This is a genomic window from Pseudoalteromonas atlantica (assembly GCF_043641955.1).
Taxonomy (GTDB): domain Bacteria; phylum Pseudomonadota; class Gammaproteobacteria; order Enterobacterales; family Alteromonadaceae; genus Pseudoalteromonas; species Pseudoalteromonas atlantica_A.
On the sequence record NZ_JBHZRV010000007.1, the window covers coordinates 125086 to 139549 of the forward strand.

At 40.7% G+C, this 14464-nt stretch carries 11 protein-coding genes and 1 other RNA gene; 6 read left to right on the plus strand and 6 right to left on the minus strand.

The features are described 5' to 3' along the window. The 4 genes from ACHUE3_RS14425 to fabB all read right to left on the minus strand — a co-directional run. Window positions 1-1422, minus strand: a 1422-nt coding sequence (locus tag ACHUE3_RS14425; protein ID WP_394193072.1) for a FimV/HubP family polar landmark protein, incomplete at its 3' end; no start/stop codon positions are given. 310 nt (window positions 1423-1732) lie between these two features. Next, complete coding sequence (locus ACHUE3_RS14430; RefSeq protein ID WP_394193073.1) at window positions 1733-2749, minus strand: aspartate-semialdehyde dehydrogenase; 1017 nt, start codon at window positions 2747-2749, stop codon at window positions 1733-1735. Between the two features lie 10 nt (window positions 2750-2759). Beyond that, window positions 2760-3905 carry a 4-phosphoerythronate dehydrogenase gene (locus ACHUE3_RS14435; RefSeq protein WP_394193074.1) on the minus strand — a complete coding sequence of 382 codons (1146 nt, stop codon included), beginning with the start codon at window positions 3903-3905 and terminating at the stop codon, window positions 2760-2762. 109 nt (window positions 3906-4014) lie between these two features. Next, window positions 4015-5229, minus strand: a complete 1215-nt coding sequence (gene fabB / locus ACHUE3_RS14440) for a beta-ketoacyl-ACP synthase I (RefSeq protein WP_394193075.1) — start codon at window positions 5227-5229, stop codon at window positions 4015-4017. 181 nt (window positions 5230-5410) lie between these two features. Here fabB and mnmC point away from each other — a divergent pair, with 181 nt between their 5' ends. From mnmC to ACHUE3_RS14460, 4 genes are all read left to right on the plus strand, one after another. Continuing rightward, the gene (gene mnmC, locus ACHUE3_RS14445) at window positions 5411-7435 is read left to right on the plus strand and encodes a bifunctional tRNA (5-methylaminomethyl-2-thiouridine)(34)-methyltransferase MnmC2/FAD-dependent 5-carboxymethylaminomethyl-2-thiouridine(34) oxidoreductase MnmC1 (RefSeq protein ID WP_394193076.1); all 2025 of its coding nucleotides are present in this window, start codon (window positions 5411-5413) and stop codon (window positions 7433-7435) included. Between the two features lie 54 nt (window positions 7436-7489). Further along, a complete protein-coding gene (locus ACHUE3_RS14450) occupies window positions 7490-7816 on the plus strand; it encodes a hypothetical protein (RefSeq protein ID WP_394193077.1) in 327 nt (108 codons plus the stop codon). A gap of 141 nt (window positions 7817-7957) precedes the next feature. Then, entirely contained in the window at window positions 7958-8779 is an 822-nt protein-coding gene (locus ACHUE3_RS14455; protein WP_394193078.1) for a hypothetical protein, read from the plus strand. After that, window positions 8776-10257 (plus strand): methyl-accepting chemotaxis protein, encoded by a 1482-nt coding sequence (locus tag ACHUE3_RS14460; RefSeq protein ID WP_394193079.1) that lies wholly within the window; start codon window positions 8776-8778, stop codon window positions 10255-10257. The genes ACHUE3_RS14455 and ACHUE3_RS14460 overlap by 4 nt, the downstream gene beginning before the upstream one ends. 160 nt (window positions 10258-10417) lie before the next feature. Here ACHUE3_RS14460 and ssrA read toward each other — a convergent pair. Then, window positions 10418-10774: a transfer-messenger RNA gene (ssrA, locus tag ACHUE3_RS14465) on the minus strand. A 276-nt stretch (window positions 10775-11050) separates the two neighbouring features. On the opposite strand from ssrA, the gene ACHUE3_RS14470 reads away from it, so the two are divergent. Then, window positions 11051-12676 (plus strand): DUF342 domain-containing protein, encoded by a 1626-nt coding sequence (locus ACHUE3_RS14470; RefSeq protein ID WP_394193080.1) that lies wholly within the window; start codon window positions 11051-11053, stop codon window positions 12674-12676. Here ACHUE3_RS14470 and rnt read toward each other — a convergent pair. After that, complete coding sequence (gene rnt / locus ACHUE3_RS14475; RefSeq protein ID WP_394193081.1) at window positions 12660-13352, minus strand: ribonuclease T; 693 nt, start codon at window positions 13350-13352, stop codon at window positions 12660-12662. The genes ACHUE3_RS14470 and rnt overlap by 17 nt on opposite strands. A gap of 232 nt (window positions 13353-13584) precedes the next feature. Here rnt and ACHUE3_RS14480 point away from each other — a divergent pair, with 232 nt between their 5' ends. Further along, the gene (locus tag ACHUE3_RS14480; RefSeq protein WP_394193082.1) at window positions 13585-14463 is read left to right on the plus strand and encodes a flagellar protein MotY; all 879 of its coding nucleotides are present in this window, start codon (window positions 13585-13587) and stop codon (window positions 14461-14463) included. Window position 14464: the final 1 nt, after the last annotated feature.

Genomic DNA, 14464 nt, shown 5'->3' on the forward strand with positions numbered 1-14464 from the left:
TTCAGCATTGCTTTGTGCAGCATCATCGATAAGCGAGTCGATATCAAAGTCATCATCTTCTTCGCTTAGTTCGGCTGACTCTTTTTCAGCGCTTTCTAACTGTGCTCCATCAGCAGGTGAATCGTCGTCATTTGCAAATAAGTCGTCTAGGTCACTTGCACTTAATATATCGCCATCGTTATCCGCTGAGTCGATGTCATCAGATAAGCTGTCATCTGTTTGATCGAAGTCTTGTTGTAAAAACACATCAACTTCATCATCTTCATCTTTGGTTTGTTCATCATCAAAAACGATGTCATCACCAAGTAAACCATCAAGTTCGTCTTGGCCTAATAAGCTGTCGCCCTCTTCAAATGAATCGTCAATATTATCATCGAATATAATATCGTCGTTATCCGGCAGCATGTCATCATCAAGGTCGTCATCGAGCTGCACACTCAAATCATTTAGTTCGTCTTCTACTGGGTCTGGAATAATTGGGTCAAGTGAAGGGCCTAAATCTGGTTCATCGCTTTGCACAGGGCTTTGTGGCAAAAACTCTTCATCATCACTGGTTTCTTCTTTTTGGTTTGCGCGTTTACGCAAAAACATAACCACTGCAAAAATGATTAACAATGCGGGTATTGTCATCAATAGAATGAGGACAAATGGGTTTTCTAGCAGCGCGCCAAAATCAAACTCACTCTCCTCCTCTAGCTTTTTTGCTTTTTGCTGCTCTATGATCTCATTTTGTTTATCTATAAGTTCTTTAAGCTGTTGTTGGATCTCACTATCTTGGCCTAGCTGGTTTCGCACATTTTCTAGTTCTTTTGAAATGCCTGTCAGCTGTGCTTTGAGCTTATTATTTTCAACTAAAATCTCTTCAACATTTTTAACTGAGGATTTAAATTGGTCCTGTAGTTCGACAAGTTGTGTGCCTTGTTCTGTTTTTATCGAGTTTATTTCATTTTTTAACTCTTGCTTTGCCTCATCAACATCAACCTTGCGTGCTTGTGTTACTTTTTTTTGCGATGCAACAATTTCACTGTTAGTTAATGTGCCGTTTTTTTTCTTTTCCCACAGTTCATCATCTTGCTCCGAGCGTTGTTTTGCAAGCTCAGGGTTAACGCTACGGATTTCAGCAAGTGTAGGGATTTTCAGGTATGCGCCATCACGCATATGGTTGAGGTTTTGATCTAAAAATGAGTTAGGGTTTTTTTCATACAAAGCTTGCATGACTTGATAAATACTAACAGAATTATCTTGGCGCACCTTTGCAGCAATACGCCACAGCGTGTCTGTTGGTCTAATTGGGCCTATAGATCGACCTTGAACGCCATAGTCAACGCCTTTAGGGCCCTTAAGCTGGCCACCATCTTGGCTGTAGACTGGTGTTACCACCAATGCAGACGCTAATAAAAGAAGTATTGCTAAACCGCGCATGCTGATCCTTTAATGTTTAAATGTTAACGCAGCACTATTAACTAGCGCTTAAACATTGGCTATTACTTACAGAAATAGCGCACATAAATAGTTAATTAGATTTTCCTGCAAGCTTTATTCCATTCGCAAACTATAAACCAGTTACATTGTAATTTCCATTACAAGACTTTGATACTAAATAGCTTAAACTTTTTACGCTGGCAGAGATTTTTATTGTTGTAGTTAAGTTTATACGCTTTTAGCCATGATGCGGCAATTATTTGGCAGTTAAAAGTTAAAAGCGGCAAATATGCCGCTTTAAAAAGTGTGACTAGAGGTAATTAGCAATTAGCTCTTCAGCTATTTGTACGCTGTTAGTCGCTGCGCCCTTGCGAGTATTGTCACTAACAACCCACATATTAAGTCCATGTGGATGTGAAATATCTTGGCGTAAACGGCCAACATAAACCGTATCGTTTCCACTTGCATCTGAAACGGGTGTTGGATAATCCCCTGCATCTTCAATTAGCTCAAGCCCAGGAGCATCATTTAGCAATTGTTTGATGTGCTCAAAATCATATGGCATACGTGTTTCTATATTGATGGCTTCTGAATGTCCAAAAAATACCGGCACTCTTACACACGTTGGGTTAACCGCGATAGTAGTATCACCCAAAATTTTATGGGTTTCGTTTACCATTTTCATTTCTTCACGTGTGTACCCATTTTCTTCGAATGTATCAATTTGTGGGATAACATTAAACGCAATTTGCTTAGGGAATAGTTCATTTTCCATTGGACGTGCATTCATTAAGTTCGCAGTTTGTTTAGCTAACTCATCAACCGCTTCTTTACCTGCACCAGATACCGCTTGATATGTAGATACATTGATTCGGTCAATACCATAAGCATCATAAATAGGTTTTAACGCGACCATCATTTGAATTGTCGAACAATTTGGATTGGCAATTATATTGCGGTTTCTAAAATCGGCTAGACTCGCTGCGTTTACTTCTGGCACAACTAATGGCACTTCAAAGTCATTTCTAAAGTGTGATGTATTATCAATGACCACACAGCCTGCATCTGCTGCGATTGGCGCATACTTTTCAGACACACTGCCACCAGCTGAGAATAATCCTATGTGAGCTTGGCTAAAATCAAAGCCTTCTACATCTTGCACTTCAATATTTTCACCACGAAACTTAATATCTTCGCCTGCGCTACGACTACTTGCTAATAAAAATAGTTGATCAACAGGAAACTTGCGATCTTCTAAAGTTTCAATTATCTGACGACCCACTAGGCCTGTAGCGCCTAATACGGCAACATTATATTTCTGTGACATATTTATTCCTCTAAGAACAGCCGCCGTCATGGCCACTGTTTAAAATGTTAAACCCAAGCGCTGAGAGCATCGACATATTTGCTCTCGCTCCACTAATATTTACAGTGTTAAGTTCACGTCTAATTGGGTAGTTCTTTCGTAAGCTATCAAAACCTTTTTGTGCTAAATGACGACGCAAAATGCCATCGTCACGACGCACGTCATAAACTAGGTGTATCAACTGGCCAAGATCATCAATGCTAAATGTGTCTTGCAATGAGACATCTGTAACACTGGGTTTAGGTAAAAAATCAGCCAAAGACTTATTTGCTGTAAGTCCTTCTAAATTACACAATGCTTGATACAGCATTTGTGTACCGCGTGCTTTACCCTCTAGGGTATGGCCTGCTATGTGAACACTGGCAAAGCGCACATAATCAAGTAATTCAGTTAAAATTGTGGGTTCGTTTTCCCAAACATCTATAACTAAATCCAGGTTTGCACCATCTTGCATAACCTCAAGTAAAGCTTGGTTATCAATAACATCACCGCGGCTGGCATTAATCAAAATAATACCACTTTTTAGGGCCTTCAAACGCGCTTTATCCATTAAATGAAGCGTACTATGCTCACCGGCTTTTACTAATGGCACATGAAAAGTCACAATGTCTGATTGTGCAAGAAGTGTATCCAAATCACAGTGTTCGTCTAATTGACCTGCATCATGCTTAGGTGGATCGCACAGTAAAACAGTGACATTTAATGCAGAAAGCTTTTCACGTAAACAACTGCCAATACTGCCTACACCAACAATACCAATCGTTTTGCCTTCAAGTGTGCATGCATTTTCTTGCATCAAAGCAAACATACTGCTTAATACATATTCAGCAACTGCCACCGCATTACAACCTGGGGCACTGGTAAATGTAATGCCTCGTTGATTAAGTAAATCGGTATCAATATGATCAACACCTATTGTAGCGGTGCCAACAAACTTAAGTTTATTAGCTTTTTCTAATAGCGACTCATTAACGTGTGTAACAGAGCGCGTTAAAAGCACATCAACATCAATTAGCTGTTCACTCTTTAAAGAACGGCCATCAAAACGTTCTACACTTCCTAGCTCAGCGAAATATTGTTCAACTAAAGGCATGTTTTGATCAGCAAGTATTTTCATTCATGAGCTCGGTTACCAGTAAGAAGTAATATTGTAACGAACAACTACCTTGTTACACAAACGAAAAAGCCGAGCATTTTGCTCGGCTTCGAAAATAGTTTAGGTTAATTTAACCTTTGTATTTACTCATTACGAGTGTGGCATTCGTTCCACCAAAACCAAAGCTATTAGACATAACTGTGTTTAGCTCAACGTCTTTACGCTCGGTTACAATATTTAAGCCAGCAGCTTGCTCATCTAATTCATCAATATTTATTGAAGGAGCAACAAAACCGTGCTCAAGCATTAGTAAAGAGAAAATAGCTTCATGTACACCAGCTGCACCAAGTGCGTGGCCTGTCATTGCTTTTGTTGCGCTGATCATCGGTGAATTGCCGCCAAATACTTCTTGAATAGCGCCTAACTCTTTTACATCGCCAACTGGAGTAGATGTACCATGAGTATTTAAGTAATCAATACCGCCGTCAACATCTTGCATTGCTTGGCGCATACAACGTACCGCGCCCTCGCCTGATGGAGCAACCATGTCATAACCGTCAGAAGTCGCACCGTAACCTGTGATTTCAGCATAAATGTGCGCGCCACGAGCAAGGGCATGCTCTAGCTCTTCTACAACAACAATACCGCCGCCGCCAGAAATAACAAAACCATCACGGTTTGCATCGTACGTGCGAGATGCTTGCTCTGGCGTTTCGTTATATTTAGTAGAAAGTGCACCCATCGCATCAAATTCCATCGCTAGGGTCCAATGCAACTCTTCACCACCACCGGCAAAAATTACATCTTGTTTTCCAAGTTGGATTTGCTCAACAGCATGGCCAATACAGTGCGCTGAAGTTGCACACGCAGAACTGATTGAATAGTTTACACCTTTAATTTTGAACGGTGTGGCTAAGCAAGCAGAAGTCGTGCTCGCCATAGTACGCGGTACCATGTATGGGCCAACACGTTTAACGCCTCTTTCACGCAAAATGTCAGCCGCTTCTACTTGCCATTTTGATGAACCACCACCTGAACCCACTAAAAGACCTGTGCGCTCATTTGAAACTTGCTCTTCATTTAGGCCAGCATCTTCGATTGCTTGTGCCATTGAGATATATGAATAAGCAGCTGCATCGCCCATAAAGCGCATAGCTTTACGATCAACAAACTCTTTAACGTCAATATCAATTTTACCAGATACATTACTGCGTAACTTGTAATCTGCAAACTCTTGGTTAAAAGCAATACCGCTTTTACCAGTTTTTAACGATTCTAATACTTCTTCTTTGTTGTTGCCGATGCTTGATACAACACCGATGCCCGTAATAACGGCTCTTCTCATGGGTAATTACCTTAGCTTGATACTAAATTGTGATCTATTTTACGCTGAATTTTATAACTAAGTGGTCAGCTTTCTAGCGTACACATGTACTCTGAATGCATAGCTTATAAATAACGCCAGACTATTTCAAAGAAAACACGTAAAATAATTAAAAAAAGTACACATTAATTAATTGCAGGCCATGATAAAACACGCTGATATTCACTTTAATAGCCAAGGCACTCCTGTTGCGGATAACTTCGACGACGTCTATTTTTCTAACGACAATGGATTAGCTGAATCCGATTACGTGTTTTACCAACAAAATAATATCCCAGCCCGATTACAAAATCATGACCGGCCACATTTTGTTATTGCTGAAACAGGTTTTGGCACAGGGCTAAACTTTCTCAATACGTGGCTGCAATTTAACGCTCATTTTGCTAATAGGCAACCTGAGCAAAATAAAGTTCCCACAAAACAGGGTAAAACGGTAAACCGCTTACATTTCATCTCGTTTGAAAAATACCCTTTAAAACGCGCAGACCTTGCCCAAGCACTGCAAGCATGGCCTGACTTAGCCCATTATAGTAACCAGTTACTTACGCACTACCCCATTAATTTAGCCGGATGCCACCGCCTAGAGTTTGATAATGGCCGCATAATTCTTGATTTATACTTTGGTGATGTACAAGACTCTATAAATAACATGAGTTATTCACATGCAGGAGTAGTCGATGCATGGTATCTAGATGGTTTTGCACCGAGTAAAAACCCTGATATGTGGCAACAACAACTATTTGAACTAATGGTTGATATTTCTCGCTCAAACGCCACTTTAGCAACGTTTACAGCCGCAGGCTTTGTCCGAAGGGGGTTAGCTGAGGCAGGCTTTGAAATGAAAAAAGCCAAAGGCTTTGGCCGCAAACGAGAAATGCTGACAGGCACACTGGAGCAGTCAAACAAATCGCATTCAGCCCCTCCCTACTATGCAAACGATGCCAGTGCGTTGACCAATGTTGCCATCATCGGCGGCGGTATTGCTAGCAGCGCTATAATGTATAGCTTAGCTAAACGAGGTGTAAACAGTCAGCTATTTTGCCAGGATGAACAATTGGCAATGGGCGCATCCCATAATGTACAAGGTGCCGTTTATCCACATTTACAAGCAAAAAACTCACCTCACAGCGAGTTCTTTGCGCACAGTTTTTTATATGCCAAACGTTTGTATCAACAGTTAACTGATAATGGCTATAGTTACGACCATCAGTGGTGTGGTGTGTTGCAACATGCCATAAAGCAACCATTAGCTGAGCGCCATCAAAATATTGAAACGAAACAGCTATGGCCAAAAGAGTTGATGCATACTGTGACGGCCGAACAAGCAAATGATATCGCGGGGATTGAAGCCGGGTATGCTGGAATACACTTCCCTTTAGCTGGTTGGGTTAATCCACCACAGCTTGTAAAGGCGCTTTTTAACCAAGCAGCGGCATTGGCAAACATTAACAGCCACCTTAACTGTGATATCGATGCACTTGAAAAAACACCCAATGGGTGGTTATTAAAAAGTAGGGAAAAACAATACGGTCCTTTTTCAGATGTGATTATCTGTGCGGGCGAACACAGCGATCGTTTTGCTCAAACAGCAGCATTGCCAATTGTTGGTGTACGCGGCCAAGTATCGCATGTACAGGCAAGCCCAGCCTCTGATAAGCTTAAAACGGTTTTGTGCCACAAAGGCTACTTTACTCCCGCCTATTTAGGGCATCATTGTATGGGTGCAACCTTTGAAAAAAACTCAAAAAGCCGCGACGTTACCGAGCAAGATAATAAAACAAACCGAGAACAACTGCTCAATTTTTATAGTCACTGCGAATTTGCAACAAGCTTAGGTAATATCAGCGACGCCAAAGCGGCAGTAAGGTGCAGTTTTATTGATCATCTCCCTATGGCGGGAGAATGGGCAGAGCAAGTTGATTACACTAAAGCATTTGCAAACCTGCGCCAAGGTAAGCGGTATCAATATCAGCCTCTAAATAAGACTCAACAGGGCTTACATATATTAACCGGCTTTGGTGCCCGCGGTTTATGCAGCGCACCTTTAGTAGCAGAGCACTTAGTTAGCCATTTAAGTGGCGAGCCCAGTCCTATGAGTGAGCGAGTTAGCCAAGCAATTCACCCTGCACGGTTTATTGTCCGCGATTTAATACGTAATAAAATTTAATCGTATGTAGCCTCACTTGATAGCGAGCGAAAATCTAATTAATAAGGAAAAATTGTGAGAAACATAATAACTTTCATGTGTGCTGCTCTGGCATTTACAGTATGGCCAAGCGCCGCAAACTTAAGCTTAGTGCCCGTTCCAGCAGACTACAAATTAACAATGCATGTTGATAATAAATACCCAATGGTACAAACAGGTTACTCTGCGCAGCCTATTCCTGATATTGTCACATTTTATAACCAACAACTTGGCGAACCTGATTTAAATCGCAGTTACGCAAGTAATTCAACTTTATTTTACTCTATCGAAGGTAAAACGGTTCGTATTAGTCTACTTCAGCATGATTACAAAACAGATATCGCAATAATGATCACCAAGTAGTTTTTTAGCTTGCCAAAATACTGAATACGTATGCATAAAACAAACAGTTGAGCTGCCACCAAAACAACCGTAGTTTGTAATTCACACAATTATAACAACACGGTAATTATGTATTATTTACTCTCAACTTTTTTGCTCTGCGTGAGTTTTTTAAACGTTGCAGAACCCATTAAATTGCAAAGCTATTCTGGCGATACATCATTGCCGCATAAACTACTTAAAGAGGCGCTAAATAAGGCCAACTTAGACTACGTTCATCCTTATGAAAGTGATAAAGACATATCAAATGCCCGCATTTTAAATGATGTCAAGATAGGCCAGCTCGATGTAATGTGGAGCATGACTTCACAATCACTGGAGCAAGATTACCAAGCAGTATACATCCCACTTTTTAGAGGACTGCTAGGGATGCGCTTAGCAATCGTAACTCAACAAAATGCAGAGCTGTTTAAGCACGTAAGTAGCATAGCTGATTTAAAAAGGTTTCGTGCTGGCCAAGGAAAAACGTGGCCTGATACCACCATCTTAAAAGAAAATGGCCTAAATGTAGTCACCACATTAAAGTACCCAAATCTATTCCCTATGCTTGAAGGTGGTCGTTTCGATTACTTTCCTCGTGGTGTAAATGAGCCCTGGGATGAAATAGTTAATCACCAAGAGCTAAATCTAACCGTAGATCCCTATGTGTTATTAAAATACACCGCACCATTGTATTTCTTTGTTGCCAAAGAAAACGCGCAACTTGCGCAAAAACTGACGCAATCGCTAAATCAAATGATTGAAGATGGTAGCTTTAACAGCATGTTTTTTAGCGATAGCCAAGTACAAATGGTTTTGCAAAAAGCCAATTTAAAACAACGTATTATTATCCCTCTAAGCAACCCTAATTTAAGCTCAATGACTCCCCTGTCTCGCACAGAGCTTTGGTTTGACCCACTTAATGAGAGTACAACTACACAATGAAATCATTACAATACAAAATAACTGTCGCGCTGAGCATTTGTCTCGTTATCATATTTGGCTTTGTTGTGAGTGTTAACTACTACTTACTAAAAAATAGTGAAACAGCGCAATGGCAAGAAAACATCACCGCATTGGATCAACAATTAACCGTTATTTTAGCTGAGCCTGTTTTCTCCTACGATAAGCCTCTGATTGCACAAATTATTAATGCTTTTGCAAAAAACCATAATATTCAGCATATTGAAGTGGTTGATCATCGTAATAAGCTTTTAGGCAACGTGGGGCAACTTGTCAGTGCAAAAAACGTGATCGCTCATCAATTACCCCTATCTGTTTCAGAACAAAAAATTGGCACAATAAACATAAAATACAGCCAAAATGAACTCAATAAAGGTATTTTCAATGCAGTTCAAACCATGGTAATTACTTTAGCGATTTCATTTTTACTACTCGGTGTAACAATTATTTACGTGTGTCGCTTTATCATTATTAAACCTATTGTTGGTGTAAACCAACTAGTTGATGAACTAGTGCGTGGCGGTGGTGATTTAACTCAGCGTATTAACTATCAATCGAGTGACGAAATTGGTTACTTAGTTGCAGGGTTTAATCGCTTTATAAATGAAGTACAACAAATTATTGCCAGCCTTGGTAAAACAGCCACTGAATTAGAGATTATTGCAGGCTCTGTAAACGAAGCCACAGTGAGATCTAAATACGAAGCCGAGCAAGAATATGCACTAACTGATGCTGCTACTTCATCCCTTAGTCAGCTAAGTGAAGCCACAAAAGAAATTGCATTTGGCGCAACACAAACTGCCGACCAAACCACAAAAGTACAAACCCTGTGCCAAGACGGCCAATTAAGCATGAGTAACAACAGCACACTGATCCACGAGCTTGAAAATCAGTTAGATCATACATCGAGTGTAGTTGAACAACTTGACAGCAGAAGCAGTGAAATAAGCCAAGTCCTTGATGTAATAAAAAATATAGCCGAACAAACTAATTTACTTGCCCTCAATGCCGCTATAGAAGCTGCAAGAGCGGGTGAATCTGGTCGCGGATTTGCAGTGGTTGCAGACGAAGTACGCGCACTGGCAAGTAAAACGTACCATTCAACCTCTGAAATTGAGAGCATCATTAGCGCATTGCAAACCAACGCCAGTGAGTGCGTACAAGCATCACAAAAAAGTAAACACGTTAGCAGCCAAGTAATTCAAGCTAATGAACAAAGCCAACATGTTTTTCATAATATTGCAGAGCAAGTCGACGAAATCAACCTCATGAACGAGCGAATTGCCGCAAGTTCAGAACAGCAAACGTGCACCACTGAAGGTATTTTATCTACAATGGAAAAAATAAATCATGGTGCAAAATCATTGGCTCAAGAGGCTGAGCAACTTGACGGAACAATAAAGCAGTTAAATGAGCTAGAAAAAGGCATTGTCGAAAAACTGGGTCTTTTTAAATACTAACGCCTTACCAAAGACATAATAAGACGATATTAAACGTCGCCTTTTTATTTACTACAACTGCACCCTAGGTCCTCAAAATCCCATAAAAAAACCCGCAACTTGATTACTCAAGTTGCGGGTTTTTTTGGGTTTTTAAACAAACGAATTTAAAAACCGATATTGGTGGAGCTGGGGGGATTTGAACCCCCGTCCGAAAAGCCTCGACCGTCGGTACTACATGTTTAGTATTGTCATTTAATTAACCTTTAAATCCCGGACAAACACGGTAGATAAAGGCGAGGCCGCTTAGTTTTAACGCTTCAACCCCGGCCAGGGTTTCCGTCGCGATCAGGTGTTAGGGTGACACTCCAGAATCCAGTCCACAAGAATACATGGAAGGAGCGCTAGCCAGCCTAAGCTGCTAGAGAGTAGTTATCGTCGTTTGCGATTACTTTAAATTGCGGCTTTTTTACGAGGCAAACCGCACCTCGACATGCACCTCGGGCTTCTTGAATTCCGTCGAATCCTAATCAGCCCCTGAATTAGTAAACTCATTCAGAGTGTGCAAGCAGTATAACTGACTAATGCGGCGATACTCAAGACTCTTAACAACTTTATTTTAGTAAAAGTGCTTTATTTATAATTAATTACAGGTAAATTTGTAAATAAGTTTTTATTTTAGGAAAAATAATTAGAACATTTACTTAACATAACGCCTTTCTTGTGCTCAAATAGCATACATAATCGCCATTTAGTATTACACCTTGGTGGTGAATGATAATAAAAACAGGCATAGTTTTATAGGAAGTCATAAATGTCGCTGTTTACCCATGATACACAATCTGGTTTTGTGTCTATTGCCGAGCACCCTAAAAAGAGTGGCTTTCCTGTCACAGGCTCACAATTAATAGAATTATTTGAACAATCTCAATTCGCTGATTACGAAGTAATTACTGCAAATATAGGAAAGTTATTTTCTCCTAGTAATGGATTAGGTAATGACTCTCTTCACATAGCAAAGGCTGTTGACGCCTCGATCAGTATAAAAATTGACGAAAAAAATATGGTTGCAGAAGCAACCCTTACCACAGCGCGTGGTGGTGAGATAATGTCTGTGGATAAAGCTCGTGACGCACTGTTAGAAGCGGGTGTTGTACAAGGTGTAAGTGCTCGCGCGCTTGATTCGTTTTTGGGTCAACAATTCGAAAAGTCGCCCGGTGTTTCATATTCAGCAATTGTTGCTCATGGCCGTCGCCCTAAAGAAGGTGCAGATGCTAAGTTTGTACGTTTATGCTCAACGGCACAAGACAGAGTTCTAAGCCCGCAAGCGAAAGGAGGCGGCAAGGTCGATATGCGCAACTTAGGTGCAATTATAACAGTGAAGCCGGGTACGCCGCTGATGCAACGAGTCGCAGCAACCAATGGCGAAGATGGTTATACTGTGTTCGGTGACTCAATACCTGCTTGCCCTGGCAAAGATTTACCATTGCAGCCTTTTGAAGGTACTAAATTAGACCCTGATAATTCAAACATTCTGATCGCAGATTGTAAAGGTGTACCGGTGGCACTCCCACGAGGTATGCGTGTTGATGATGTACTGTGCTTCGATAACGTAGATATTGGTACGGGTCATGTTGATTTTGACGGCAGTGTTATTATTAGCGGTGATATTAAAGATGGCATGCAAGTCCGTGCAAGCGGTGACGTTACTGTATTAGGGTTTGTTGAATCTGGTACTATTGAAAGTGCAAGTGCGGTGACCGTAATGCAAGGTGCTATTGGTAGAAAACGTGAAGATAATGAAGCATTTAGTTGTAAAATCAAAGCAGCCAGAACAATTTCAATTGGATACGCACAATATTGCTCGGTCGAAGGTGAACAAGATTTATTTATTGAACGCCAAGCATTGCATTGTGATTTAAGCGCACGTCGCTTGATTAGAGTTGGCAAAGCAAATAACCCACGCGGAAAAATAATAGGCGGAAGTGTTTTAAATGCGATGCGAATTGAAACAGGTGAGTTAGGTGCGCCATCAGGCACTAAAACACGTATTTATCTGGCTCAAAACTGGCATGACTTGCGTCAAAAGCAAGTGCAGGTTAGTGACTTTGAAAAGCTGTTAACTACAAAATCGGCAGCGCTTAAACAAGCTCGAAAAAAAGCCATTAAAATCCCATTCCCTGACAAAAGGCAATTACTGCTCGATAAAATTACGGCCAGTGAAGAACAAATAAACATTAAAGTTGCTAATACTAAACGCAAAAAGCACCTAATTAAGCAAAAAATTACACAACTGTTGTCTATTAGTAGGGTTAAGGTTAATGAGCTCATGCACCCTGGCGTAGAGCTCAAAATAGCTAAAGATTCGAAAAACTTTTCGCGTATTTACCCACCTCATTTAGTAAAGATGAGCGAAGGAAAGATTACTCAGTCGTTTTAACGGCTGAGTCTTCTGATGTAGTTTCTTCACTACCTTCTTTTGCCTCTTCAGCGAGTGGCCATCCACCAAGCTGCTGCCAACGATTAACTATTAAGCAATAAAGCTCAGCGGTACGTTCAGTGTCGTACAATGCAGAGTGAGCTTGTTTGTTATCAAACTCAATTCCTGCTGCACGACACGCTTTTGCTAAAACAGTTTGCCCGAGTGCTAAGCCTGCAAGCGAGGTAGTATCAAAGCTAACAAAAGGATGAAACGGCGTGCGCTTGATATTATTTCGCTCAATAGCTGCATTCAAAAAGCCATGGTCAAACGCCGCATTATGGGCAACCACAACTGATCGCTGACACCCTGCCGCTTTTTGAGCTTTGCGCACCGCCTTACAAACTTCTTTTATTGCTTCATCTTCTGGCACCGCACCACGAAGAGGTGAATGTGGATCAATTCCATTAAATTCAATTGCGGCTTGCTCAATATTAGCCCCTTCGAAGGGCTCAACATGAAAATGCACGGTGTGATCTATACTCAACAACCCTTCGTCATCCATCTTTAAAATAGATACAGCAATTTCTAGTAGCGCATCAGTTTCTTTGTTAAAGCCCGCTGTTTCAACATCTATCACAACAGGGAAAAAGCCACGGAAACGTTTTGCGAAAAGTGTTTGTTCAGTATTTGCCATAGTCTTCTTGGTTTATGAATGTAAGCCTTCTATTATGACAAAGTTGATGCCCACTAGGCTAGGGGGTTTAAGTATTAATTAAAGGATAAAATTATGGGCACATAAATTGCTTGATACTTTTATATTCATGTTCATACTTAATACAAGGCTTTGGGTAACTGTTAAGCTTGCTGAGTAGCCAAAGTATTGACAGGCGTAATTGCAAAGTAATTTATTGTTGGAGTCTACTACTGTGAAATTATCATTACTCTCTGTTGGTATCACAACAATTGCCCTATTTTCAAGCTGCGTAGCAACAGCTGCAATGCGACAATACAGCGCCAATGCTGATACATCTCAATGGCATGTCGTAAAGACAACAAGACTACAATGTCAATTAAATCATGAAGTTCCCTACTATGGCGAAGCTATCTTTAGTGCAAATGCCAGTAAGAATAAAGATGTGCTATTCAATCTAGATATGGTTGTAAGACCTGATAGTTACAGTGTGGCAGGTCTCAAGGCTGTGCCTCCTACTTGGCGAGCAGGCCGTCCAGCTCGTGACCTTGCTAACATGAAACTACTACGTAAGTTTGATGGTGAACTGGGTAACCAAACCGCATGGGAAATGCTTACTGAGCTTGAAAAAGGCTACCATCCCACTTTTTATTATGAAGACTGGCAAAATAGTGCCGATAAAATTGCCGTAGGCCTTTCAAGTATTAATTTTAAACAAGCTTATTGGGCTTTTTTACAATGCCGTGATGAGTTATTACCTTATAATTTCGAGGATATTTCATTCACGATAATGAATTATCAACCAAATACGAGCAAGCTAACTAAGTCATCACAAAAGCGATTAGATAAAATAGCTGAATACTTACAGCATGATACGAGCATCTCATCTATATCAATTGATTCATATACTGACAGCTACGGTGGCCGCTGGAATAATCTTGAACTTTCCAAAAAGCGCGCAAAGGCAATAAAAGATTATATGGTCAGTCTAGGGGTTGATGAGTCAAAGGTTGAAACACAGGGCTTTGGTGAAAAGCGCCATGTCGCAACCAATGACAACATTTTAGGCCGTGATAAAAACCGTCGCTTGGTTATTCAAATCGCGAAAATGTAAT

Coding starts and splice junctions, on each gene's coding strand:
- ACHUE3_RS14460 (WP_394193079.1), top strand. CDS start 8,776: ATGAAATCATTACAATACAAAATAACTGTCGCGCTGAGCATTTGTCTC.
- mnmC (WP_394193076.1), top strand. CDS start 5,411: ATGATAAAACACGCTGATATTCACTTTAATAGCCAAGGCACTCCTGTT.
- ACHUE3_RS14430 (WP_394193073.1), bottom strand. CDS start 2,749: ATGTCACAGAAATATAATGTTGCCGTATTAGGCGCTACAGGCCTAGTG.
- fabB (WP_394193075.1), bottom strand. CDS start 5,229: ATGAGAAGAGCCGTTATTACGGGCATCGGTGTTGTATCAAGCATCGGC.
- ACHUE3_RS14435 (WP_394193074.1), bottom strand. CDS start 3,905: ATGAAAATACTTGCTGATCAAAACATGCCTTTAGTTGAACAATATTTC.
- ACHUE3_RS14470 (WP_394193080.1), top strand. CDS start 11,051: ATGTCGCTGTTTACCCATGATACACAATCTGGTTTTGTGTCTATTGCC.
- rnt (WP_394193081.1), bottom strand. CDS start 13,352: ATGGCAAATACTGAACAAACACTTTTCGCAAAACGTTTCCGTGGCTTT.